20 protein-coding genes and 1 riboswitch are annotated in these 24,568 nt (G+C 65.0%); of the genes, 9 read left to right on the forward strand and 11 right to left on the reverse strand.

Going from position 1 to position 24,568, the window contains the following annotated elements:
* Position 1: 1 nt before the first annotated feature.
* Positions 2 to 934, reverse strand: coding sequence for a DMT family transporter (locus RFN28_RS12385; RefSeq protein WP_320287625.1), 933 nt, complete (start codon positions 932 to 934; stop codon positions 2 to 4).
* 291 nt (positions 935 to 1,225) lie between these two features.
* On the opposite strand from RFN28_RS12385, the gene RFN28_RS12390 reads away from it, so the two are divergent.
* Together RFN28_RS12390 and RFN28_RS12395 are read left to right on the forward strand one after the other, a co-directional pair.
* Positions 1,226 to 2,524 (forward strand): adenylosuccinate synthase, encoded by a 1,299-nt coding sequence (locus RFN28_RS12390; RefSeq protein ID WP_320287626.1) that lies wholly within the window; start codon positions 1,226 to 1,228, stop codon positions 2,522 to 2,524.
* 69 nt (positions 2,525 to 2,593) lie between these two features.
* The gene (locus RFN28_RS12395) at positions 2,594 to 4,411 is read left to right on the forward strand and encodes a hypothetical protein (RefSeq protein WP_320287627.1); all 1,818 of its coding nucleotides are present in this window, start codon (positions 2,594 to 2,596) and stop codon (positions 4,409 to 4,411) included.
* Positions 4,412 to 4,423: 12 nt separating this feature from the next.
* Here RFN28_RS12395 and RFN28_RS12400 read toward each other — a convergent pair whose 3' ends face one another.
* The 4 genes from RFN28_RS12400 to RFN28_RS12415 are packed head-to-tail and all read right to left on the reverse strand — an operon-like array spanning position 4,424 to position 7,480.
* Positions 4,424 to 4,723 (reverse strand): CcdB family protein, encoded by a 300-nt coding sequence (locus RFN28_RS12400; protein WP_320287628.1) that lies wholly within the window; start codon positions 4,721 to 4,723, stop codon positions 4,424 to 4,426.
* Positions 4,723 to 4,965 (reverse strand): type II toxin-antitoxin system CcdA family antitoxin, encoded by a 243-nt coding sequence (locus tag RFN28_RS12405; RefSeq protein WP_127299519.1) that lies wholly within the window; start codon positions 4,963 to 4,965, stop codon positions 4,723 to 4,725. The genes RFN28_RS12400 and RFN28_RS12405 overlap by 1 nt, the downstream gene beginning before the upstream one ends.
* Before the next feature lie 54 nt (positions 4,966 to 5,019).
* Complete coding sequence (locus RFN28_RS12410) at positions 5,020 to 6,834, reverse strand: ABC-F family ATP-binding cassette domain-containing protein (protein ID WP_320287629.1); 1,815 nt, start codon at positions 6,832 to 6,834, stop codon at positions 5,020 to 5,022.
* 1 nt (position 6,835) lies between these two features.
* Positions 6,836 to 7,480, reverse strand: a complete 645-nt coding sequence (locus tag RFN28_RS12415; RefSeq protein WP_320287630.1) for a thiamine diphosphokinase — start codon at positions 7,478 to 7,480, stop codon at positions 6,836 to 6,838.
* A 146-nt stretch (positions 7,481 to 7,626) separates the two neighbouring features.
* Positions 7,627 to 7,743: riboswitch (TPP riboswitch) on the forward strand.
* Between the two features lie 42 nt (positions 7,744 to 7,785).
* On the opposite strand from RFN28_RS12415, the gene thiB reads away from it, so the two are divergent.
* The 4 genes from thiB (at position 7,786) to RFN28_RS12435 (ending at position 13,070) form a co-directional block, all read left to right on the forward strand.
* Positions 7,786 to 8,796, forward strand: coding sequence for a thiamine ABC transporter substrate binding subunit (thiB, locus tag RFN28_RS12420; protein WP_320287631.1), 1,011 nt, complete (start codon positions 7,786 to 7,788; stop codon positions 8,794 to 8,796).
* 246 nt (positions 8,797 to 9,042) lie between these two features.
* Entirely contained in the window at positions 9,043 to 10,665 is a 1,623-nt protein-coding gene (gene thiP / locus RFN28_RS12425) for a thiamine/thiamine pyrophosphate ABC transporter permease (RefSeq protein WP_320287632.1), read from the forward strand.
* Positions 10,662 to 11,447 carry a thiamine ABC transporter ATP-binding protein gene (gene thiQ, locus RFN28_RS12430; protein ID WP_430677866.1) on the forward strand — a complete coding sequence of 262 codons (786 nt, stop codon included), beginning with the start codon at positions 10,662 to 10,664 and terminating at the stop codon, positions 11,445 to 11,447. Before thiP ends, thiQ begins: the two co-directional genes overlap by 4 nt.
* 180 nt (positions 11,448 to 11,627) lie before the next feature.
* Positions 11,628 to 13,070 (forward strand): M48 family metalloprotease, encoded by a 1,443-nt coding sequence (locus tag RFN28_RS12435; protein ID WP_320287633.1) that lies wholly within the window; start codon positions 11,628 to 11,630, stop codon positions 13,068 to 13,070.
* Between the two features lie 90 nt (positions 13,071 to 13,160).
* Here RFN28_RS12435 and RFN28_RS12440 read toward each other — a convergent pair whose 3' ends face one another.
* Positions 13,161 to 15,170, reverse strand: a complete 2,010-nt coding sequence (locus RFN28_RS12440; protein WP_320287634.1) for a caspase family protein — start codon at positions 15,168 to 15,170, stop codon at positions 13,161 to 13,163.
* 159 nt (positions 15,171 to 15,329) lie between these two features.
* The gene (locus RFN28_RS12445) at positions 15,330 to 16,193 is read right to left on the reverse strand and encodes an RNA polymerase factor sigma-32 (protein WP_320287635.1); all 864 of its coding nucleotides are present in this window, start codon (positions 16,191 to 16,193) and stop codon (positions 15,330 to 15,332) included.
* Between the two features lie 308 nt (positions 16,194 to 16,501).
* Between RFN28_RS12445 and RFN28_RS12450 the strand changes: the two genes are divergently transcribed.
* From RFN28_RS12450 to RFN28_RS12460, 3 genes are all read left to right on the forward strand, one after another.
* On the forward strand, positions 16,502 to 17,275 hold the full coding sequence (locus RFN28_RS12450; protein ID WP_320287636.1) for an amino acid ABC transporter substrate-binding protein: 774 nt from the start codon (positions 16,502 to 16,504) through the stop codon (positions 17,273 to 17,275).
* A gap of 120 nt (positions 17,276 to 17,395) precedes the next feature.
* On the forward strand, positions 17,396 to 18,076 hold the full coding sequence (locus tag RFN28_RS12455) for an ABC transporter permease subunit (RefSeq protein WP_320287637.1): 681 nt from the start codon (positions 17,396 to 17,398) through the stop codon (positions 18,074 to 18,076).
* Positions 18,073 to 18,846: an amino acid ABC transporter ATP-binding protein gene (locus RFN28_RS12460; protein WP_320287638.1), complete on the forward strand. Its 774-nt coding sequence runs from the start codon at positions 18,073 to 18,075 to the stop codon at positions 18,844 to 18,846. Before RFN28_RS12455 ends, RFN28_RS12460 begins: the two co-directional genes overlap by 4 nt.
* Positions 18,847 to 18,917: 71 nt before the next feature.
* Here the strand turns inward: RFN28_RS12460 and RFN28_RS12465 are convergent, their stop codons facing one another.
* From RFN28_RS12465 to RFN28_RS12480, 4 genes are all read right to left on the reverse strand, one after another.
* The gene (locus RFN28_RS12465; protein WP_040974338.1) at positions 18,918 to 19,499 is read right to left on the reverse strand and encodes a CarD family transcriptional regulator; all 582 of its coding nucleotides are present in this window, start codon (positions 19,497 to 19,499) and stop codon (positions 18,918 to 18,920) included.
* 372 nt (positions 19,500 to 19,871) lie between these two features.
* Positions 19,872 to 20,210: a ferredoxin FdxA gene (gene fdxA / locus RFN28_RS12470; RefSeq protein WP_292123406.1), complete on the reverse strand. Its 339-nt coding sequence runs from the start codon at positions 20,208 to 20,210 to the stop codon at positions 19,872 to 19,874.
* A 148-nt stretch (positions 20,211 to 20,358) separates the two neighbouring features.
* The gene (locus RFN28_RS12475) at positions 20,359 to 20,745 is read right to left on the reverse strand and encodes an RNA-binding S4 domain-containing protein (protein ID WP_320287639.1); all 387 of its coding nucleotides are present in this window, start codon (positions 20,743 to 20,745) and stop codon (positions 20,359 to 20,361) included.
* 14 nt (positions 20,746 to 20,759) lie between these two features.
* A complete protein-coding gene (locus RFN28_RS12480) occupies positions 20,760 to 24,038 on the reverse strand; it encodes a helicase-related protein (RefSeq protein ID WP_320287640.1) in 3,279 nt (1,092 codons plus the stop codon).
* Positions 24,039 to 24,568: the final 530 nt, after the last annotated feature.

Below are 24,568 nucleotides of genomic sequence, written 5' to 3' on the forward strand. Positions count from 1 at the left end.
GTCAATCGCTGCCCTGCGTATTCAGCAAAGGCCGTCGCGATGTCTGCAGGGTTGCCCTTCTGCCGCTGTATTCGGCTAGCGTGATGCCTCCGAGCACGAGCGCGAGCGCCAGGCCCTGATAGAGCTCAAACTGCTCGCCGACGATCAGCACCGAAAGCAGCGTGCCGAAGATCGGTACCAGATTGATGAACAGCCCGGCCCGGTTAGCGCCGATCAGCTCATTGCCCCTGATATAGAATATCTGCGAGACGACGGATGCGCCGAGCGCAGTGTAGAATGCGACCGCCCATCCGCGCGCATCCGGGACGATGACCCGGCCCGCCGCCACCTCCCAGACGAAGAAGGGCACCGAGGTCAGAAGCGCGGCGAGCGACAAAGCCAGCATGAGGCTTTGCCAGCGGATCGCCGGCTTCAGGCGAAGCCCCACCGAATAGAGGCTGTAGCAGACAACCGCGACCAGCATGATCGCGTCGCCGAAATTGAGCTCGAGCTTCAGCAACTGGCTGAGATCGCCATGGCTCGCGGTGAGGGCAACGCCGATAATCGTCATCGCCACGCCGACGATCTGCAGGCGCTGCACGTGCAGGCGGAACAGCACGAAATTGGCAAGAATGATGACGATCGGAATGGCGGCCTGCTCGATCGAGACATTGATGGCGGTCGTGTAGTTCAGCGCCGTGTAGAAGATGACGTTGAAGATCGTGAAGCCGCAGGCGCCGAGGCCGGCGAGCAGCAGCCAATGCCGGCGCAGCTCGGGCCAATCCTCGCGAAACGCCCGCGAGCCGACGGGCAGCAGGATCAGCACCGCCAACACCCAGCGCAGGAAGACCAGCGTCATCGGCGACACGTGATCGACAGCAAGCTTGCCGGCCACGGAATTGCCGCCCCACAGCAGCGTGGTGGAGAGAAGGAACAGATAGGCGGCTCGATGCATTGCTCAATCCGGTGCGGGGCGCGTTCGAGGATCGAAGTCGGCCTATTGTAGCGGCCAGGCCAAGTAAATGATGCGAAGGCCGGAATTTGTTGTGCCTGGATCAGGATGGCGCTTGGTCCGGGGCATGATCTCTTCCGAAAACCGGTTTCCACTTTTCACGTACGCGGTGCTTCGGTTCGGGATCATGCTCTGAGGTTTCGGCGGCAAAGAAAGGGTCGCATCGGCCGGCGCATGAGTCTATAGAGGCCTGTCGTTTCAAGCCGCCAGGGCGGCATCTCAAGGGAAAAGAACATGGCCAATGTGGTGGTCGTCGGCTCGCAGTGGGGCGACGAAGGCAAGGGCAAGATCGTCGACTGGCTGTCGGAACGCGCCGACGTGGTCGTGCGCTTCCAGGGCGGCCACAATGCCGGTCATACGCTGGTCGTCGACGGCAAGATCTACAAGCTGTCGCTCCTGCCGTCCGGCGTGGTCCGGCAGGGCAAGTTGTCGATCATCGGCAACGGCGTGGTCTTCGACCCGCATGCCTTCGTCGCGGAGGTCAAGAAGCTCAAGGAGCAGGGCGTTGATGTGACGCCCGAGCGCCTGAAAATAGCCGAAAACACCGCGCTTATCCTGTCGCTGCACCGGGAGCTGGACGGATTCCGCGAAGACGCCGCCTCGAATTCCGGAACCAAGATTGGCACGACCCGGCGCGGCATCGGCCCCGCCTATGAGGACAAGGTGGGCCGGCGCGCGGTGCGGGTGATGGATTTGGCGGATTTGGAAACGCTTCCCCTGAAGGTCGACAGGCTGCTGACGCATCACAATGCATTGCGCCGCGGGCTCGGCCATGCCGAGGCGACGCATGAGGCAATCATGCAGGAGCTGACCTCCGTGGCCGGCGAGATCCTGCCTTACATGGACCGTGTCTGGAAAGTGCTCGACGACAAGCGGCGCGCCGGCGAGCGCATCCTGTTCGAGGGCGCGCAGGGCACGCTGCTCGACATCGACCACGGCACCTACCCCTTCGTCACCTCCTCCAACACGGTGGCGGGACAGGCGGCCGCCGGCTCCGGAACCGGCCCAGGCGCGATCGGCTATGTGCTCGGCATCACCAAGGCTTACACGACACGGGTCGGCGAAGGCCCGTTCCCGACCGAGCAGAAGAACGAGATCGGCGAGTTCCTCGGCACGCGCGGCCACGAATTCGGCGTCGTCACCGGCCGCAAGCGCCGCTGCGGCTGGTTCGACGCCGTGCTGGTGCGCCAGGCCGTCGCCGTCAACGGCATCAAGGGCATCGCACTCACCAAGCTCGACGTGCTCGACGGGCTGGACGAGATCAAGGTCTGCACCGGCTACCGCCTCGATGGCGAGCCGATCGATTATCTGCCGGCCAGCCAGGGTGCGCAGGCGCGCGTCGAGCCGGTCTATGAAACGCTCGAAGGCTGGAAGGGGACGACGGCGGGCGCCAGGAGCTGGAACGATCTGCCGGCGCAAGCGGTCAAATATGTCCGCTACATCGAGGAGCTGATCGGCGCCCCGGTTGCGCTGCTTTCCACCAGCCCGGAGCGGGAGGACACGATACTTGTGACCGACCCGTTTCAAGACTAGTTTCACAGCCCTTCCCGGCGCTACGACTGATTTGCAGGCCCCGGGGAAAGAATGCAGGTCGACTGACGCATGGCGGATTTCGTTAGTGTTCTGAAAAAGCAGCTTGCGAAGCACGGCGAGCCCTCGCCCGAGCTGCGCAAGCGGATCTACGAGAACGCTCGCGAGATGCTGGCGAAGAAGCTTGCCGACTATTCCCCGCCACTCTCTGCCGACGTCATCAGCAAGCAGAAGCGTTCGCTCGAAGATGCCGTTGCCAGCGTCGAGCGGGAGTATGCCAAACCCGCTCCGGCCAAGCTCGCTCCGGCGGAAGATCCGCTGGCGGAACTCGAACACATCTTCTCGTCGATCGACCGCAACAGGAACCAGCCGAGCCATGTCCGGCAACCGGCGGTGACGAAGCCCGAGCCCGCCAAACCCGAGCCTGCCAAGCCTGAGCCCTTCAAGCCGGCGCCGGCACCGGCCAAGACGGAACCAAGCTGGCAAGGCGCTTCAAAAACCGAGCCAACCTGGCAGGGCGCAACGAAGACTGAGCCCGCCGGCTGGCACAAAGTGCCTTCGGCACCACCGCCGATGCCCTCGCCGCGCGAGGACGATGTCGGCCTGCCTGGCATGGACGCCGGCGATCCAGAGGATAGCAGCGATGTTTTCGCCAATGACGAGCAGCCCGCGGGCGAGACCTTCCAGCGGCTGCGGCCGCCGCCGCGCAGACGCAGCTATGGCAGTTTGATCGCGACCGTCATTGCGCTCTTGGTGCTGGCCGGCGGCGGTTACGGCATCTGGCTGAACAAGGATGCTTTCAGCTCGATGCTCGGCTTGAAGGGCGGCGGCAGCAAGACGGTCTCGACCGAGCCCTTGGTCAAGCCCGCCCCGGCAAAACCGGCTACCGAGACGGCGGCCGCCCCGCCCGCAGGGGCGGGCGCGAACGCAGCCGCCGCCAACGAGCCGGCTGAAGCAAAGTTCACCCAGCGCCTGACGCCCGAAGGCAAGGAGATAGATGCTGGCCCCGCCGGCGGGCAGGGCACCATTGGCGAAGGCGAGTCCGTCGCTGCATTGACCACGCCGCCGCCGGCTGCACCCGCGACGGCTGCTCCGCCGGCCGCCACCGGCACGCCGCCCGCCGCGGCCACCACTGGCACGCCGCCCGCCGCGGCCACGCCGGGCACGACCCCGCCTGCCGCCGGAGCAACGCCGCCGGCGCCCGCCGGTGCTGCAGCCAATCCGCCTGCGCCCGCTGCCGGGGCCACACCGCCAGCAGCGACGACGACACCGCCTGCGGCCGGCACAACGCCGCCTGCAGCAGGGACTGCGCCAGCGGCGGCGCAAGCGACCGTGCCGGTCGGCCAGAAGGCGATCTTTTATGAGGAGCGCACCAGCACGCAGCAGGGCACGGCCGAGCCCGGCAGCATTGTCTGGTCGCTGGTGCAGGAATCGCCCGGCGGCGACTTGCCGCCGGAGCCGGCAATCCGCGCCGAGGCGACGATACCGGGCAAGGACATCCAGCTGCGCATGACGATCCGGCGCAACACCGACCAGACGCTCCCGGCCAGCCATATCATCGAGATGATCTTTCTGACGCCGGAAGGGTTTGAGGGCGGCGGTGTCGACAACATCCTGCGCATCGCCATGAAGAGCTCTGAGCAGGATGCCGGCAGCCCGCTGATCGGCATCCCGGCCAAGATCGCCGACGGCTTCTTCCTCGTCGCGCTCAACGACACAAAGGCCGATCAGGACGCCAATCTGACGCTGCTCAGGGGACAGGACTGGATCGACGTGCCGGTGGTCTACAAGACCGGGCGGCGGGCGCTGCTCACGATGGAAAAGGGCATCCCCGGAGAGAAGGTCTTCGACGAGGCGCTGAAGGCCTGGGCGACGAAGACGTCGGGGTGAGGAAGCGGCGGTTCAAAAGCCCTGGAACAGCATATCAAGGGCGGCGACGATGTCGTCGTGATGCTTGGCGAGATTCCCTTCTGCCGCCCGCAATTCGGAACCCGTCAAAGCCGACATGAATTGAGTGACCATTACATGGTCCTCGCCATCAATCCTAAAGATTGGATTCAGCCTGCGAGCCGGCAACGGTGCCATGTTGGGCGGCAGAAGCGGAACGACGATCTTGGTGTCGAGGTGCTCCAACAGGTCGGACTGGACGTCGAGGAGATAACCGCCGCTTCCCGCATTTCGGTAGAAGTCATATCGGGCCATCAAAATAGCCGGTATTTGGCTAAAGGCAGACCGTTGCGCTTAACATAGTCGTTGGAGCTCTCGAGCGCTTGCTTGTTCTCCTCCTGCCAACGGCGGGTCTTTTCGGCAGAAATTGCCTTGGCGATTCCTTGCTCGGCAGCACGGGACATGTTGATGCCCAATGCCTTGGCCTCCTCGATCAATCTGGAATCGATCGAGGTGTTAACGGATTTACGCTGTGGCTTTGCAGTCGATTGGAGCATGGCCTACCTCTTATGCGCATAGAATAGGCGCATATGTGTGTGCAGGCAAGCTTGTCAGCCCTCCATCTCCTCCCGCATCATCTCCAGCTCGAGCCACTCTTCCTCAAGTGCGGCCAGCGTCGTGCGCTCCTTGTCGAGAGCGGCGATGGTCTTCTGAAACGAGACCGGGTCGCGTTCGTAGAAGGATGGATCGGCAATGTTGTTCTCCAGCCGTGAGATGGAGGCCGTCACCGCCTCGATCTTCTTCGGCAGGGCTTCCAGCGCGAATTTCTGCTTGAACGAGAGTTTCTTCGCCGGGCCTTTCGGCGCCGTTTGCTCGGCCTTGGCCGCTGCTTCGCCTGCTTCGGCCTTCGGCCTTGCCTTGCGCTCCTCCAGCCTCGAGCCGCCACGTTGCGCCAGCATGTCGGAATAGCCGCCGGCATATTCGATCCAGCGTCCGCCGCCGTCCGGCGCGATCACGCTGGTGACGGTGCGGTCGAGGAAGTCGCGATCGTGACTGACCAGGATCACCGTCCCGGCAAAGCTGGCGACCAGTTCCTGCAGCAATTCCAGCGTCTCCATGTCGAGATCGTTGGTCGGCTCGTCGAGCACCAAAAGGTTCGCCGGCCTAGCCAGCACGCGGGCAAGCAGCAGCCGCGCCCGCTCGCCGCCCGACAGCTCGCGCACCGGCGTGCGCGCCTGCTCCGGCTTGAACAGAAAATCCTTCATGTAGGAGACGACGTGCCGCTGTTCGCCATTGACCAGCAGGTTCTCGCCGCGCCCGTCGGTGAGATAATGCGCCAGCGTCTCCTGCGGATCGACGGCCTCGCGCTTCTGGTCGAGCGTTGCGATTTCCAGATTGACGCCCAGCCGCACCGTGCCGGCATCCGGCGCCAGCTCGCCGGTAAGCATCTTCAGAAGAGTCGTCTTGCCGGCGCCGTTCGGGCCGACCAGGCCGACGCGGTCGCCGCGCTGGATGCGGGTCGAAAAACCCTTGACCACGGTGAGATCGCCAAAATTCTTCTCGATGTTCTTGGCTTCAATCACCAGCTTGCCGGATTCGGCAGCGTCGCTCGCCACCATGGTCGCCGTGCCTTCGGCGCCGCGATGGCTGCGGAAGCGCTGGCGCATGGCCTGCAGCTCGCCGAGGCGGCGCATGTTGCGCTTGCGCCTGGCCGTCACGCCATAGCGCAGCCAGTGCTCCTCGCGCACGATCTGCCGGCCGAGCTTGTGCTGCTCGCGCTCTTCCTCTTCCAGCACCTGGTCGCGCCATTCCTCGAAATGCGCGAAGCCCCTGTCCAGCCGCCGCGTCTGGCCGCGGTCGAGCCAGACGGTGGCGCGCGAGACGCGTTCGAGAAAGCGGCGGTCGTGCGAGATCAGGATCACAGCCGAGGAGGTGCGGGCAAGCTCCTCTTCCAGCCATTCGATGACCGACAGGTCGAGATGATTGGTCGGTTCGTCGAGCAGCAGAATGTCGGGTTCCGGTGCCATGACGCGGGCAAGCGCGGCGCGGCGCGCCTCGCCACCGGAAAGGTCGCTTGGCCATTCCTCGCCGGTCAGGCCGAGATGCTCCATCAGATAGGTGGCGCGATGTGGGTCGTCGGCGGGCCCAAGGCCTGCCTCGACGTAGGCGCGCACACTGGCAAAGCCGTCCATGTCGGGCATTTGCGGCAGGTAGCGAACGGTCGCGGAAGGCTGGCGGAACACCTCGCCGTCCTGCGGCTCGATCAGCCCGGCGGCGATCTTGAGCAGCGTCGACTTGCCCGAGCCGTTGCGGCCGACCAGCGCGATCTTCTCGCCGGCGGAGGCACTGAGTGCCGCGCCATCGAGCAGCGGCGTGTCGCCAAAGGTCAGTTTTATGCCGTCGAGATTGAGAAGTGGCGGAGCCATGTCAGCTTTCGGGAAGAGGATAGGGATGGGCAAGCAGCAGCGCCCGGCCACGCTTGAGCGCGATCTCGAGCCGGCCCTTGACCTCGTTTGATATAGTGAGCGAGGAGCCGAACGCCACGTCGACGCGGTCGAGCGGCCATTTGGCGCCCGTGACCGTCAGGCCGGTGAGATCGGAGAAGCCGAGCACCGAGAACAGCATGCCATCGGCATAGTCGAAGCCGGCTTTGCCGGGCAGGATGGGCACGCCCTCCTGCGCGCCGCTGGATAACAGGACCGTCGTGCCTGCCTCGGCCAGCCGAAGCCCAAGCGCCAGGTGCAGGAAGGCATGGTCGGCGCGCTTACCGCCGAAGGCGCCGGCCAGCACCAGGCTGGTGGCGCCGCGCGCGAGCGCCTCGGCAATGGCCAGCTCGCCGTCGGTCATGTCCTTCTCGGCCGGGAAGATCTTTCGCGGCACGGCGGCCAGATGGTCAGGCAGGTCCGGCGGCACCGAATCGAAGTCGCCGACCCAGAGCTCGGGAACCAGGCCCAGCATGCGGGCATGGCCGATGCCGGCATCGGCGGCGATGACGCGGGAGCCTTCGATCTGGCGCTCGAGCCGAGGCGTGCGGACGAGCTCGCCGCCAAGCAGGATGGTGAATGTGCCCATGGGCGTCGCCCTTACCAGCCTCGCCCGCGAAACGGAAGCCGGGCCGCATCCAAACGGAACGGCGCTGCGTTCCAGAACAAGCCGCGATGCATCGGATGCCCGGCAACTTCCGCTTGCGCGCCGCTTCGGCCGGGCCTATGTCTCGAGACGCTCTAACGGGGTGCCGGACGCTGACTTTCGCGAACCGGCTGAGAGGCAGCAAAAGCCAACCCGCTGAACCTGATCCGGTTTGTACCGGCGGAGGGATTAGACGTTTCGGACCATCCGGCGCCTCAATTCCTTTAACATGAACGAAGGAGGCGCCGATGCGCTCGTTGTTGTCCCAGCTCATTTTAGCAACCGGCCTGGTTTCGCTTCTGGCAGGCGTCGGGCCAGCCGAGGCGAAGGACAAGCTCACCGTCTACACCTATGAAAGCTTCACCGCCGACTGGGGTCCTGGACCCGCGGTGAAGAAGGAATTCGAAGCCGAATGCGGCTGCGATCTCGAATTCGTCTCGGTGGCCGACGGTGTGGCGCTGCTCAATCGCGTCAAGCTGGAGGGCGCCGGCACCAAGGCTGACATCGTGCTCGGCCTCGACACCAACCTGACCGCGGACGCCAAGGCGAGCGGCCTGTTCGCGCCGCACGACGCGGTGTCCGGCATCAACGTGCCCGGCGGTTGGAACGACGACATTTTCGTGCCCTTCGATTACGGCTATTTCGCCGTCGTCTACGACACTGAAAAGCTGAAGAGCCCGCCAAAAAGCCTGAAGGCGCTGGTCGAGGGCAGTGCTGCCGACAAGATCGTCATCCAGGATCCGCGCACCTCGACGCCGGGCCTCGGCCTGCTGCTCTGGGTGAAGTCGGTCTATGGCGACAAGGCGCCGGAAGCCTGGGCCAAGCTCAAATCGAAAGTGCTCACCGTGACGCCGGGCTGGAGCGAGGCTTATGGCCTGTTCACCAAGGGCGAAGCGCCGATGGTGCTCTCCTACACCACCTCGCCGGCCTACCACATGGTGGCCGAGAACACCGAGCGCTACCAGGCCGCCTCCTTCGAGGAGGGCGAGTATCTGCAGATCGAGGTCGCCGGCGTCACCAAAACCGGCGCCAAGAACCCGTTGGCGGAAAAATTCATCGCCTTCATGACCGGACCGAAATTCCAGGATGTCATCCCGGAGACCAACTGGATGTTCCCGGCCGGCAAGACCGACAAGCCGCTCAACCCGGCCTTCGACAAGCTGGTGAAGCCGGCCAAGACCCTGCTGTTCAGCCCCGAGGAGGTCGCCGCCAATCGCAAGGCCTGGGTGGATGAGTGGCTGGCGGCGATGAGCAAGTAGCCGGATTTAGCTATCTATCGAAGATGATCGCTCTACGGCGCCCCCCTCTGTCCTGCCGGACATCTCCCCCACAAGGGGGGAGATCGGCAGCTTTGGCGCCCCGCACCGTCCTGCGACCTTGGAGATTGGCGAAAGCCGCGATGACAGCCAATTTCCCCCCTAGTGGGGGAGATGTCCGGCAGGACAGAGGGGGGCGCGAAGGAACACGGCGTTCGCTAGTTTCCGACCCTGCCCCGGCGGTGCAGCGTGCAGTCCGCGCCGCGCTCTGACTCCCGTATCACCGCCGGCATCATCGCCCTTGCGGCAATCGTCGTGCTCATCGGCGGCGCCTTTGCCGGCCTCGTCCTCGAAGGCGCGCGCGATCCGTCAGGTGCTTTCGCCGCCTTCGACGGCTATCTCTTGCGCGTCGCCCGCTTCACGCTCTGGCAGGCGCTGCTGTCGACACTGCTGTCGGTCGGGCCGGCGCTATTGGTGGCGCGCGCCTTGTCCAGGCATCCGGGCTTTCCCGGTCGTCGCCTGATCCTGCAGCTCTTCACCGTGCCGCTGGCGCTGCCGGCGATCGTCGCGGCGCTGGGCGTGTTGGCGCTCTATGGCCATGCCGGCTATTTCGCGGGTGTCCTCGGTGCGCTCGGCGGCGGGGAATGGCCGGGCGTCTACGGGCTTTCCGGCATCCTGGTCGCCCATGTCTTCTTCAACCTGCCGCTTGCCACGCGGCTGTTTCTGGAGGCGCTCGGCGCCGTGCCGACCGACCAGTGGCGGCTGGCGAGCCAGCTCGGCATGGGCGCCTGGCCGGCGTTGCGGCTGATCGAATGGCCGGCGCTGCGCGCGGCCTTGCCGGGCGTCGCCGGGCTGGTATTCATGCTCTGCATCACCTCCTTCACCATCGTGCTGACGCTCGGCGGCGGGCCGGCTGCCACGACTTTGGAGGTCGCGATCTACCAGGCGCTGCGCTTCGATTTCGATCCGGCCCGGGCGGTGGTGCTGACGCTGCTGCAGATCGGCCTGACCTTCGTCGTGGTCACGGCATTGATGCGGCTTGGCGCCAATACGGTCGGCGACGCCAATCTGCCGGTAGCGCCGCGCCGCTACCTTACGACGGGCAAGATCGAGGCCGCGCTGAACGCCGGCCTGATCGCGCTTGCCTTGCTGTTCGTTGCCGGGCCGATCGCGGCGACCGTGCTCGCCGGGCTGGATGCCGATCTTGGTAGGCTGGCCGGCGAGGAGACAGTGCGCCGGGCGACGCTCACCAGCGCCGGGCTCTCTTTCTTCTCGGCGGTGCTTTGCGTGATGCTGTCGCTCTCGCTGATCGCCGCCAGGCGCGCGCTGGCCTTGCGGCGCCGCCTGGGTAGCGCCATGTCGCTGCTTGAACATGCCACCGACACCGGTGCCGGTTTCGTCCTGGTCGTGCCGCCGATTGTGGTCGGCGCCGGCTGGTTTCTGCTCCTGCGCGGCGTCACGGATGTCTTTGCCGTCGCGCCCGTTATGGTCGTCACCGTCAATGCGGTGATGGCGATGCCCTTCGCCATCCGCGCCGTTCGTCCGGCCTATGATGCTGCGAGCGAGCGCCATGAGCGGCTCTGCCTGGCGCTCGGCATTTCCGGCTGGAACCGGCTGCGCCTGGTCGACTTGCCGTCGCTCAGGCGGCCTTTAGCCACCGGCTTCGCCTTCGCCATGGCGCTGTCGCTCGGCGATCTCGGCGTGATCGCGCTGTTCGGCAGCGATTCGGTGCAGACCCTGCCTTATCTTCTGCTTGCGCGCATGAGCAGCTACCGGACCGCCGACGCTGCAGGGCTCGCCTTGCTGCTCGGCCTTGTCTGCTTGATGCTGGTTGTCGTCGCCGACTGGCTGGGGCGGGAAGCAAAGGCATGACGACAACGAACAATGGCATGGCGGAGAAGGGGTTGGCCGTTACGCTGGACGATGTTTCGTTCAGCTATGGCGAGGCCTCGTTCTGCTTCGACGCCGAATTCGCCGCCGCCAGGATCACCGCCATCATGGGGCCGAGCGGATCGGGGAAGTCGACCCTGCTCAATCTGGTCGCCGGCTTCGAATCGCCCGGCGCGGGCAAGGTGCTGATCGGCGGCGTCGATGTCGGCACCACGCCGCCTTCCGCGCGGCCGGTGTCGATGGTGTTCCAAGAAAACAATCTGTTCGCCCACCTTTCCGTCGAGGGCAATGTCGGGCTCGGCCGCTCGCCAACGCTCAAGCTCACCGCCGCCGACCGCCATGCGGTCGCGCAAGCGTTGGCACGCGTCGGCCTTGCCGGCAAGGAGAAGCGGCTGCCTCGCGAGCTTTCCGGCGGCGAGCGGCAGCGCGTCGCGCTGGCGCGGGTGCTCTTGCGCGACCGGCCCGTGCTTCTGCTCGACGAGCCTTTCGCCTCGCTCGGTCCGGCGCTGCGCGACGACATGCTCGATCTCGTGGCCGGCATCCATGCCGAGCGGCGCATGACGGTGCTTTTCGTCACGCACCAGCCGGAGGACGCGCGCCGAATCGGGCAAGACCTGGCATTTCTGGATGAAGGGAGGATCGCGGCGATGGGGTCGGCCGCCGAATTCTTCAACCAGTCTGGACCGGATGCCTTCCGGCGCTATATCGGCGATCGAGGCGGCAGCGTTGCCGGATCACAACACATTGCCCGGAAGCGGACATAATTTACGCCCAAACCGGCAACGGGTGATCCGGCGTTTTGCTTGCCTTGTCCGGGGGAGTGTGGCTAGGTCCGGCCATGCTGGTCCAGGTGGGCCGTGATTTGCCGAAAGATTTCGAAAGGAGCCGATCTGACGACCGGCATCGAGAGAGTATGGACGAGGCCGCTGGCGCGATTTTTCGCGATGGCCGGCTTTGCCGTGGCGCTGGCGAGCTGCCAGATGTTCACGCCGCCGGACGTGCAGGAGTCCGGCTTCCAGCCCTCGGACAAGCCGATCACGGTCGACAATGTCGTCGCCAACGCCAAGCTCGCGGACATGGCGAAGGCGCAGCATCCGCGAATTCTCGCCACCTATGGCGGCGAATATTCCGATCCGAAGCTCGAGCGCATGGTGGCCAAGGTCGTCGGCAATCTGACGGTGGTCTCGGCCAACCCGACGCAGACCTATCGCATCACCATCCTCAATTCGCCCAACGTCAACGCCTTCGCCTTGCCCGGCGGCTATCTCTATGTCACGCGCGGGCTGCTGGCTCTGGCCAACGATTCGTCGGAGCTTGCCGCCGTCATCGCGCATGAGATGGGCCACGTCACCGCCAATCACGGCCTGCAGCGCCAGCAGTTGGAGGCCGAGGAGGGGCTTGCCACCAAGGTCGTCTCGGACGTGCTCGGCGACAATCCGACCGCCAAGGCGGCGCTGATCCGCGGCAAGCTGAGGCTCGCGCAATTCTCGCGCAACCAGGAACTGCAGGCCGACGCCATCGGCATCAAATCCATCGGCGAGGCGGGCTATGATCCGTACGCGGCCGGCCGCTTCCTGCAGTCGATGTCGGCCTATACCGATTTCCGCTCGGTCAGCGGCGCCACCGATGCCAGTCTCGACTTCCTGGCCACGCATCCTAACACACCGCAGCGCATCGAGTTGGCGCAGCGGCTCGCCCGTAACTTCGGCCCGCCGGGCGTCGGCACGCGCGACCGCGACGCCTTCCTCGCCGGCATAGACGGCCTGCTGTACGGCGATACGCCGCAAGAGGGCTATGTGCGCGGTCAGACCTTCCTGCATCCCGGGCTTGGCGTGTCGTTCTCGGTGCCGGACGGCTTCGTCATCGATAATTCGGCGGCCGCGGTGACCGCGACCGGGCCGGGCGACATCGCCATCCGCTTCGACGGCGTGGCGATCGACAAGTCGGTTTCGCTGACCGATTATATCCGCAGCGGTTGGGTCGCCGGACTGGATGACACCAGCGTGCGCCAGGAAACCATCAACGGAAATGACGCCGCTGTGGCGCATGCCGTCGCTCAAGGCTGGCAATTCGACATCGCGGTGATCCGTGCCGGCGGGCAGGTCTATCGGCTGCTGACCGCGGCACCTTCGGCAAGCGCCGCGCTGGAGCCGGTCGCGCGCTCGGTCAGCGGTTCCTTCCGCACGTTGAGCGCGGCCGAGAAAGCGGCGCTCAAGCCGCTGCACATCCGGGTGGTCACCGTGCAGCCAGGCCAGACCATGGGCTCGCTCGCCGCCCAGATGGTCGGCGTCGACCGCAAGCTCGATCTGTTCCGGGTGCTCAACGCAATGTCGCCCGGCGCCACCGTTTCGGCCGGCGACAAGGTCAAGATCGTCACCGACAAATAGGGTCGGCGTCCGCGTTCAGGCGGCTTCCACCAGGAAACGCTCGACGCTGCCTACTCGGTACCTCGCGCATGCCGTTGTTGCTGCCATCCGTCAGAACAACCCGGAGCTGACGCTATCGAAGCCGCCGGTGCTGCCCGTGTCAGTGCTGCCGATGCTGCCGCCGTCAGTGCTGCCGCCGTCAGGGCCGCCGCTGCCGCCGCCGCGGGGCTCGGGATGATCGCCGCTACTGCCGCGCCAGGGCGCCGGTCCGGTATCGTTCTGTACCGGCTTGACGGTGATCGGTGGCGTCGTTGGCGTTGGTATTTGGACCACCTTCACCTTCGTGATTACTTTCCGCACGATCTTGGGCTTGCATACCGCGACCGTCAGGGCGCTGCGCGCAGGAAGACCGAGAATGCTCATCGAGTACACGCCTTGCCGCTCGATGCCGGCCTTGAGGAAAGCCAAGGCGCGAGCCGGATCGGCGGGTACCCCATTGCGACCTTCCTGGAAGATCACCGCCAGATCGTTCATGGCATTGATCTGGCCCATCGCCGCTGCCTTGAGCAGCAGGTCCAACCCCTTGCGGGTATCACGCTGGACGCCGAGACCATTGAACACGGCGCGTCCCCAGGCGGCCATGGCGTAGGGATCTCCCTTGTTGGACGCTTCTGAATAGAAGCCGTTCGCTTTCGTGAAATCCACGGCCGTCCCTATTCCGGACGAGGCGACGTAGCCGAGCTCGAAGACGGCCCGGACATGTCCCTTGTCGGCGGCATCCTGGATGGCCTTCCTTGCCTCGTCGACCTTGCCGGCCGCCAGCAGCGCCCGCCCGAGCTCGTAGCGGAAACGGGCGACATCGGGGTAGGCCTTCACCGCTGCCTCGCAGGCGTCCGTTGCCTCGCCGCCGATCTCGTTCGGCAGCCGGCCGGGGGCGACGCCCTGCAGGTCGAGCGGCGCGCCCGCCGCCTGGTCGCAGGGATCGACGCTTGGCGACAGCTTCATCGTTGCCTGCTTGGATGCGTTGCCGGCGCGGATTTGGAAGCCAATCTCGACAGGAGCGGCCGAACCGATCTGCGGCTCGTAACGCAAATTGTCGACTTCACCGGCCATCAGGCTGGAATCCGGAGACAAGGTCCGGTCCGGCAGCGACAGCGTTCCCGTTGCCGGATAGCTGGCGAGCTTTAGGCTGACCGCGGGGTCCTTGGTCGGGAAATCGAGCTTCAGCGGAACCGGGCCGACGCCGACCGGGACGCTGACGTCGCGCTTCTCGATCGCCTCGGCGGCGCCGGTGATGTGGATGCCACTCTCCGGCTGCTTCTGCTCGGCCATGACCTGCTGATCCTCGGCGCCATCGTGGCGCATCAGCACCACCTCGTCGATCAGCGATGAGTTCTCCCACGGAACCTGCTTGCCGTTGGTGGCCTTGACCACATCGCGGCGAACCGCGGCCATAACCGTGCGTATCTCCTGGTTCGGCGCCAGCGCGCGGCGGGAAAAGGCGGACGAGAATGGGCTGAGGGCGCCGGTGCCGTCATAGGCGACCGCGCCCGGCTCGGTGGCGAAGGCAATCAGCGTGTTCAGCGAGCTTGTCACCTGGGCGAGGCCGGCGCCGCCGGTGACGATCAGCTGGTCTCGGAGCCAGTAATCCTTGCGCGGGAACGGATTGTTGCGGCAGGCATCGAGGATGATCACCTGGATCTTCGATTTGGCGCGCAATTGCTGCAGCACGTCGTCGAGCTTGATCGCCTGGACCTCGATGTCGGCAGCGTCCTTCAGCGAAGCATCGACGGGAATCAGGAAATTCTCGCCGCCGATCTGGAAGCCATGCCCCGAATAATAGACGACGGCGAGATCGGCGCCGTCCGCCGCGGCGAGATAGTTGCGGAATCGCTCCTCGAACTGAAGCTTGGTCAAGTCCTTGGCGAGGAACACGTCGAAGCCCGCGACCCGGAACGTGTTCGCCACATCCTGAGCATCCTTGTCCGGGTTCTTGAGAGCCGGAATATCTCGGTATTCGGAATTGCCGATGACAAAGGCAACCCTGCGATCGGCATGGGCTTCGAACGTCGTGAAGCCCACGAGGACCAAGGCTGCAAAGAACGCGTAGCACCGCAGCATGGCAAGCCCCCATCCGCTCTGATCTGGTGCATTTAAGAAGGACAGTTTACGACGCGAGGGTCTGTTAAAGAATTCACAATCCATAGATACGGATGAAGAAAAGCCGCCGGGATGGCTGACCGACGGCTTATCGGCGACGTCGAGTCGCTGCGTCAGCTCTCAGGCGGCTTCCGCCAGGAATTCCGGGTTCTGCTTGACCAGCGCCGCCCGCAGCTTCTCCATGGCGCGCGCTTCGATCTGGCGCACGCGTTCCTTGGAGATGCCGAGCGCCTCGCCAAGCGATTCCAGGGTGGCGCCGTCGTCGCTCAGCCGGCGCTCCTCGATGATCCTGAGCTCGCGGGCATTGAGCGCGCGGAGCGCGCTCTTCAGCCAGACCGCGCGGCGCTCGACATCGATCGTCTCGCCGACCACTTCGTCGGGAAGCGGATCCTCCGAGACCAGGAAATCCATCCGCTCGGCGGCGCCGTTCTCGTCGGCAAGCGGGGTGTTGAGCGAGCTATCCGGAGCCGAAAGGCGCGAGTCCATCATCGCTACATCGGCTTCCGGCACACCGAGCGCGGCCGAGACCTCGCGGTAGAGCGAGGCGTTGGACATCGGCTCGGCGCCGTTGGCCAGCCGCGCGCGCAAGCGTCTCAGGTTGAAGAACAAGGCCTTCTGCGCCGAGCTTGTGCCGCCGCGCACGATCGACCAGTTGCGCAGGATGTAATCCTGCATGGAGGCGCGGATCCACCAGGTGGCGTAAGTCGAGAAACGCACCTCGCGGGCGGGCTCGAAGCGGGCCGCCGCTTCCAGCAGACCGACATGACCTTCCTGGATCAGATCGCCGAGCGGCAGGCCGTAGTGGCGGAATTTCGAGGCCATGGAAATCACCAGGCGCATATGGGCAACCGTGATCCTGTGCAGCGCGTTGTGGTCATTCTCCTCCTTCCAGCGCAAGGCCAGAATGTGTTCCTCGTCGCGCTCGAGATAGGGTGCCTTCATTGCCGCCCGGACCAGTGTCCGTCCTGCCGCGTCTTCAATCATGCCGGCTCCTCTTGGCGGTCGTTTCGCTGATGACCCGTTGAAAATACGTCATCGCGCCCTACAACAGCCTGCAACGTGCCAGGAGCATGGATGGTTCCGTTACGGCAGAGACGCACAGCAAGTGCGCGGGGCATGGTGTTGTTATCGAACCGGGAAGCCGCGTGCCGGGATTCGGAGTGATTTCGAGAATCGGATTTCTGGCTGGGCCGATTTTTGAAATCTGGTTCCTTATTTCGCCGAGATCTATCTGTCAGTTTGCGGCTCTTCACGATGCGCCGGGGTACCGGCCAATACGGGATCACAGAAAAATGAAATGGCTCAAATCGCTCCTTGTCGCCGGAACGCTGCAGGTTCTGGCGGTCGCCACCGGCCACGCCGGCGCCAATCTCGACCAGATCAAGCAAGCCGGCATCCTGAAGGTCGGCACGGAAGGGACCTACGCGCCCTTCACCTATCATGACCAGTCCGGAGCGCTGGTCGGCTTCGATGTCGAGATCGCCAAGGCGATCGCCGCGAAGCTCGGCGTCAAGGTCCAGTTCCTCGAAGGCAAGTGGGACGGCCTGATCGCCGGTCTCGACGCCAACCGCTATGACGCCGTCATCAACGAGGTCGGCATCACCGATGCCCGCAAGGCCAAGTATGATTTCTCCGATCCCTACATCGCGTCCAAGGCGGTGCTGATCGTTCGCGGCGATGACGCCGACATCAAGACCTTCGCCGATCTCAAGGGCAAGAAGGCGGCGCAGTCGCTGACCTCGAATTTCGGCAAGCTCGCCGAGAAGAACGGCGCCGAGCTGGTCGGCACCGACGGTTTCGACCAGTCGATCCAGCTGCTGCTCACCGGCCGCGCCGACGCCACCATCAACGACAGCCTGTCCTTCCTCGACTTCAAGAAGCACAAGCCCGACGCCAATGTGAAGATCGCCGCGCAGGAAGAGAACGCCGACTATTCCGGCGTCATCGTGCGCAAGGGCGATCCGGAACTGGTCGCCGAGATCAACAAGGCGCTGGCCGACATCAAGGCCGACGGCACCTACAAGAAGATCGCCGACACCTATTTCGGCCAGGACGTTTCGCAGTAAGCCGCATCGTCTTGCATTTCGATGCCGGCGGGCCGTTTTGACGGCCCGCCGGTTTTTGCTTGATAGTCATCCGGCATTCCCGGCCTAGATTCGGCCGCGTCCGGGAAGGAGGAGGGCTCCGTGGGGCACTGGCTGCAACTGATGCTGGAATCCTTGCCGACGCTGTTGTGGGCGGCGCTGATCTTCACCGTGCCGCTGACGCTGCTGTCCTTCGCTCTCGGGCTCCTGGCCGGGCTGGTCACGGCGCTGCTCAGGCTGTTCGGCCCGAAGCCGCTGGTCGCGCTCGTGCGCTTCTATGTCTGGATCTTCCGCGGCACGCCACTGCTGGTCCAGCTCTTCCTGATCTTCTACGGCCTGCCGTCGGTCGGCATCCTGCTCGATGCCTTCCCAGCCGCGCTGATCGGCTTCACGCTCAATATCGGCGCCTACACGTCGGAGATCATCCGCGCCGTCATCGGCTCGGTGCCGAAGGGGCAGTGGGAGGCCTCCTATTCGATCGGCATGACCTGGAGCCAGGCGATGCGGCGCACGATTCTGCCGCAAGCAGGCCGCGTCGCGGTGCCGCCGCTTTCCAACACCTTCATCTCGCTGGTTAAGGACACCTCGCTCGCGGCGGCGATCACGGTGCCGGAGATGTTCCAGGCGGCGCAGCGCATCGTCGCCACCACCTATGAGCCGCTGATCCTCTATGTCGAGGCGGCCGCCCTTTACCTGGTGATGAGCTCGGTGCTGTCGGCGCTGCAGGCGCGGCTGGAAGTGCGGCTCAACCGCTATGGCGGCTTCCTGGAGGCCAATGCATGATCGGCCTCACCAATATCGAGAAGCGCTTCGGCGACAATCTTGTCCTGAAGGGTGTCACCGTCAGCATCGACGAAGGCAGCGTCACGGCGCTGGTCGGCCCCTCGGGCGGGGGAAAGAGCACGCTTTTGCGGTGCATCAACCTCTTGGAAATCCCGACCTCCGGTACCCTGCGCATCGGCGACGAGACGCTTGCGTTCTACCCAGGCGGCAAGGTGCCGGCAAGGGATGTCCAGCGCGTGCGCCTGCAGACGGGCATGGTGTTCCAGAATTTCCAGCTCTTTCCGCATCGCACGGCGATCGAGAATGTCATGGAGGGGTTGGTGACGGTGCTGAAATGGCCACAGGCGCGAGCGCGCGAGCGGGCGATGGCGCTGCTCGAGAAGGTCGGCATGGCGCACAAGGCCGATGCTTGGCCATCAACACTGTCAGGCGGCCAGCAGCAGCGCGTGGCGATTGCCCGGGCGCTGGCGCCGTCGCCGCGCGTGCTGCTTTGCGACGAGCCGACCTCGGCGCTCGATCCGGAACTGGCGCAGGAGGTGGTCGACGTGCTGGGGCAGCTTGCCCGAGAGGGCACGACCATGGTGATGGCCACCCATGATCTCAGGCTCGCCTCCAAGATCGCGCAGGAGGTGGTGTTCCTCGATGCCGGCGCGATCGTCGAGAAGGGCCCGGCTGCGGTCGTGTTCGACAATCCCGAGCGCGAGCGGACCAAGCGCTTCATCGCCTCGCTGCGGCAGGAGGAAGCGCGGAAAGAAGCTGGGGGCCCGTAGACGCTCGCTTCTACAGCAACAAAAAACCCGGCGCGGTGCCGGGTCTTTCGCTATTCGGTAGGCGGGAAAGCTCAGGCAGCTTCTTCCTGCTCGGCTTCCTCGTTGTCGGCCTTGGCACCGCGCTTCGGGCCCTTGTTGAGGTTGACCTCGATGAGGCGCACGGCTTCCGTCTCCGACATGCGGTTGACGGCAGCGATCTCGCGGGCCATGCGGTCGAGCGCGGCCTCGTAAAGCTGGCGCTCGGAATAGGACTGCTCCGGCTGGTTGTCGGCGCGGTAGAGATCGCGCACCACTTCCGAGATCGAGATCAGGTCGCCGGAATTGATCTTGGCATCATATTCCTGCGCGCGGCGCGACCACATGGTGCGCTTGATGCGGGCACGGCCCTGCACGACCTTCAGCGCGCGATCGACGTAATCCTCTTCCGACAGCTTGCGCATGCCGATCGAGGTCGCCTTGGCGACCGGCACCTTGAGCCGCATCTTGTCCTTCTGGAAATCGATGACGAACAGCTCCAGCTTGTGACCCGCAACTTCCTGCTCGTCGATCGCCACGATCTGGCCGACGCCATGCGCCGGGTAGACGATGAACTCGCCGGTCTTGAACCCGTGACGGGCCGCGGTCGACTTCTTCTGCGGGGTGATCGTTGCCATTACGCCCTGAACTCCTTAGTTGTGCCGCCGGCATCATGCCGGCCCAAACTCGTGCGATCGGCGAAAGCCGACCGTCAGCCGCGCAACATGATGAACCCACCGGATAGGCCGAGGCTGGCTAACCGCACAAATGCGACAGCCTGCCCCAGATCACTCTGGTCCGGATTGAGAAGCTCACCTTTCAGTGATTTGGGGCGTTAGCGCCATAAATCGACGTTGTGTCACCGGCATGTTGCGCTCATATAACACAAAAAGTCGGAAGAATCAAGGTTTTGCTGCATTCGCTAAGGCTGAACTCCATCGCTGCCTGTCAAGACAGCAATTGTATCGGCCCCGTTACGTTGCGTCATGCCGGCGTTGCCGGCCCAGACGTCAGTCGCCTTCGCCAGGCTCCGGCGAGAAATATTTCTCGAACTTGCCGGTCTCGCCGTCGAAGGTCTTGGCGTCAGCCGGCGGCTCTTTCTTGGCGGTGATATTGGGCCATTTCTCGGCGTATTCGGAATTGACCTGCAACCATTTGTCGAGGCCTGGTTCGGTGTCCGGCTTGATCGCGTCGGCCGGGCATTCAGGCTCGCAGACGCCGCAGTCAATGCACTCGTCCGGGTGGATGACCAGCATGTTCTCGCCTTCGTAGAAACAGTCGACCGGACAGACCTCGATGCAGTCCATGTATTTGCATTTTATGCAATTGTCGGTCACGACATAGGTCATTGCAGGCTCCGGGACGTCCCGTTTTTGCTGAGTTTTGAAGGTGAGGTAACGCCTTTGGCCGCCGCTGGCAAGGGCAGGGCTTGCCACCTGATCCGGCGTCGCGGAATGGAACTTCAGCCGCTTGCCGCAACAGGGTCCGGTCGCATCGTCAGTCTTCGTCGAGCAGACGGTCGGTTTGCCGGCGCTCCCGCTTGGTCGGACGGCCGCTGCCGGCCTCGCGTAAAGCCGGAATGGCGTCGGGAATGGCCTCGCCCTTGGGCGTCGGCGGCGGCGACATGTCCTCGTAGAGCAGCCGCGCCTCTTCGGCAGGGCCGCGCCGGGTTCCGGACCCAAGCACCTTCCAGACCAGGATGCGTCGATCGAGAGTGATGGTCAGCACGTCGCCGGGCTTCACCAGATCCGAGGCCTGCGCTGCTTTGTCGCGATTGATGCGGACGCGTCCGGCGACGACAAGCTTCGCCGCCAGCGACCGCGATTTCACCGCGCGTGAGAAGAACAGCCATTTGTCGATGCGCTGGCGGCCTTCTCCAACCATTGCAACCGGCCGGGCTACTTCTTCAGCTGGTCGCGCAACGCGGCGAGCTTGGCGAAGGGCGAATCCGGGTCGAAGCGCTGCGGGCGCTCCTCGCGCGGCTTGCTTTGGAAGGCCGGCTTGCCGGCTGAAGCATTGCCCTTGCCGTCCGGCCTGTTGCCTTTCCAGCCAGACCGGCCCTCGCGGCGGTCGGGGCGCTCGCCCTGCGGCCTGCCTTCGCGCCGTTCGCCGGTTTCCGGCCTCGGCTTGAACTTGTTGCGATCGAAGCGCGGCTTGCCGGCGCCGTCGCGCTGCTCGCGGCGGCCCTCATGAGCCGGCCGATCTCCAGCCTGGCCGCCCGGCTGGCCATCGCGCGCGGCCTGGGCGTTGCGCGGACGGCTGTCGCGGCGGTGGCGCGGACGCTGATGGTCGAAGCGCGCCTGCCGCCACAGCAGGATCGGCTTCGGCTCTTCCTCGGCGGGGGCTTCGCCGGCGGCTTCGGGCGCTGCCGCTGCAGCCGGCTCGGCTTCGTTTGCCGCCGAAGTCTCCGGCGGGGTCTCGCCGACTGGCGCGTCGCTTTGTTCCTCCGGCTCGCCCGCCGCAGCGGCCTGCGCATGCGGTTCCGCTTCGATTGCGTCCTGCTCGACTGTTTCGGCAACGGGCTCCACGCTTTCGGCCGGGGGTTGCTCCGTATGCGCTTCGGCCTCCGAGCTCTCAGCCGGCGCTTCGGCCGCGGCGTCGGCGGCCGTTGCCCCGGCCGCCTGCGCGGCGCGCGCGGCCTCTTCCGCCGCTGCCTTAGCGGCAGCGGCTTCGCGGGCGGCGTTGTCCAGCGCATCGAGCTTGGCCTTCACCTCGGCGGCCGGCTTCGGCTCGGCGCGATAGCCGAGACCTTTGAGGATCTCCTCCATGTCGTCGGCGGTGGCGCCGAGGATCGACATCATCGGCGGCGTCACCATGAAGGCATGGCCGTCATAGGCGCCGTCCGGCCGCTGGCCGAGGCCGGGCTTCCAGTTGGTCGCCGGGCGGATGAGGTCGGCCAGCCGCTCGAGGATGTCGACGCGCACGGCGCGGCGGCCGAGATTGCGGTAGCCGGCGAGCTTGTAGAAGGTTTTGTCGAAGGACGGGTCGATGACCACCGAGGTGCGGCCCGAGGCCAGCGCGTGGACGACGTCGCCGAAGCCGGGCTTCTCCTTGCCGTCGTTGTTCAGCGCCCAGAGCAGCGTCACCAGCCCGGCGGGGGCCGGCTTGATCAACGCCGGCACGAAGACGTGGTAGGCACCGAAGCGTACGCCCAGGCGACGCAGCGCAGCGCGGCCCTCCTGGTCGAGCGACTTCATTTCCTCCGCGATGTCGCGGCGGTTGATGAGGCCGAAATGCTCGACGAGCTGGAAGGCGATGCCGCGGGCGATGCCAGCAAGCTGCTCGGCGTTCTTCAGGTCAACCAGCGGCTTCAGCAGCGTTTCGATCTGGAAGTTGACGAAACGCTCGGCGCGCGCCGCGACCTTGTCGCGGGCAGGGCCGGTCAGCTGCTCGTCGGCAAGCAGCACAAGCCGCGGCTTCAGCGCCTCGTCGCCGGCGACCAGCGTGCCGATCGGCGCGCCGATCCAGCGCAGGACGCCGTCCGAGCCCAGGGCGAGATCGCCATTGGCGCAGGCGGCAAAGCGTTCGGCGCGCGCTTCGAACTCCGTGCTAAGCGCCTTCTGGGCGGCGGTCCGCACCGCCTTGGCATCCTCGCCGCCGGCGCTCTGGTCGGCGGTGAAGCGGAACCCCTGCAACTCGCCGACATGATGGCCTTCGACGAGGACGGTTCCGGATGGGCTGATTTCGGCTTCAGGCATGGTATTTTCTCTAAGGCGCCGCATGAGCACGGAAGTCCTGCGATCTACGAAGCGTTTCGTCAACCGCTCATGCAGCGCATCGGACAATCTGTCTTCGATTTCGCGCGTCTTTTCCTGCCAGTGTGCCTGATCGGCCAGCCAGCCCGGTCGGTTGGAGACGAAGGTCCAGGTGCGAATCTGGGCGATCCGGTGCGACAGCGTGTCGATATCGCCATCTGTCGTGTCGGCTCGCCGCACCTGCTCGGCCATGTAATTCTCGTCGACATGGCCATGGCGCGCAAGGTCCATATAGATCGAGGCGATGAGGTCGGCATGCTGGGCGGGCGCGATCTTGCGGTAGTCCGGCAGCGCGCAGGCTTCCCACAAGAGCGCCACACGCTCCGCGCCGGAGGCGAGCGCGCGGATATCCTCGTCGCGCGACAGATGTTCCAACGCCTGCGCGTCCACCGCCGGCAGCGCGCGCGTCAATCCTTCGACCGGCGCGTTGGTCTCGATCGAGCGCTTGAGCGCATCGAGGCTGGTAAAATCGAAATCGGCGGTGCGCCACTGCAGAACCTTCACGGCGTCGAAATCGTGCCCCTCGATCTTCTGGACCAGATCCTCGTCGAACGGATCGACCTGGCCGGTGACGCCGAAGGTGCCGTCACGCAGGTGCCGTCCGGCGCGGCCGGCGATCTGGCCGAGCTCGGCGGCAGTCAGGTTGCGGTACTGGTAGCCGTCGAACTTGCGGTTCTGGGCGAAGGCGACGTGGTCGAGGTCGAGATTCAACCCCATGCCGATGGCGTCGGTGGCGACGAGATAGTCGACATCGCCAGACTGGAAGATTTCCACCTGGGCGTTGCGGGTGCGTGGCGAGAGCGCCCCGAGCACGACCGCTGCGCCACCCTGCTGGCGGCGGATCAGTTCGGCGATAGCGTAGACCTCGTCGGCGGAGAAGGCGACGATCGCCGTGCGCCGCGGCAGGCGGGTGAGCTTCTTGGAACCGGCATAGGCAAGGTGCGACAGCCTCGGCCGCGTCACCACCGACACGCCCTTCAAGAGGCGCTGGAGGATGCCGTGCATAGTGGCGGCGCCCAGAAGCAGGGTTTCCTGGCGGCCGCGCAGGTGCAGGATGCGGTCGGTGAAGATGTGGCCGCGTTCGAGGTCGCCGGCAAGCTGCACCTCGTCGATGGCGACGAAGGCCGCGTCGGTCTCGCGCGGCATCGCCTCCACGGTGCAGACCGAATATTTGGCGCTCGCCGGAACGATCTTCTCCTCACCGGTGACCAGCGCCACCTTGTGGGCGCCGACCTTCTCGCAGACGCGGGTATAAACTTCGCGGGCGAGCAGCCTCAGCGGCAGGCCGATAACGCCGCTCTCATGCGCCACCATGCGCTCGATGGCGAGATGGGTCTTGCCGGTATTGGTCGGCCCAAGCACGGCCGTCACGTCGCGGCCCGTAAGGATCAGCGGATGGGTGTGTTTCGGCTGAATGTTCATCGGCCCGGAAATTAAGGTCTTTCTGCCGCTTGTTTGTCGGAACGCGGCGGTGCCGCCGCGTGTGACAGGCGACACATAGGGATTTAGAGCGCGAAGCGAAAGCGGAATGTTCCTACGAAGGACGGCGACGCAGGTTGGCACCCGTCAAAATGCGCTGTCGTTAACTGCTGGAACGAGTCTGGAACGAATCGGCGACGAATCACTGACTCGTTCTGATTCAGGTTTTGTTCACGGCTATATGTGGATTTTTTGACGCTGAGTCTCACCACATGCTGAATCTGTGGATTGGCCCGTTTCATGCTTGGCTGAGGCAAGCCCCGATGGGCCGTTAACCTTTGCCGGTGAACGATCGCGACGGATGCGAGCGCAGCCACCAAGATTATGAAATGGTTGACCTTTCCTAAACCGCCGTTAATCATTTCGGCGCCATTTCCGGCTCTTTGCGTTAACGTTCTGGCCAAAGACGGAACGAATCGGCGACGAATCAGCGATCCGTAATGTTTCCTGTTTTGTTCACCCCTAGATATGGT

Source organism: Mesorhizobium album (assembly GCF_033977205.1).
Classification (GTDB): Bacteria; Pseudomonadota; Alphaproteobacteria; order Rhizobiales; family Rhizobiaceae; genus Mesorhizobium; species Mesorhizobium album.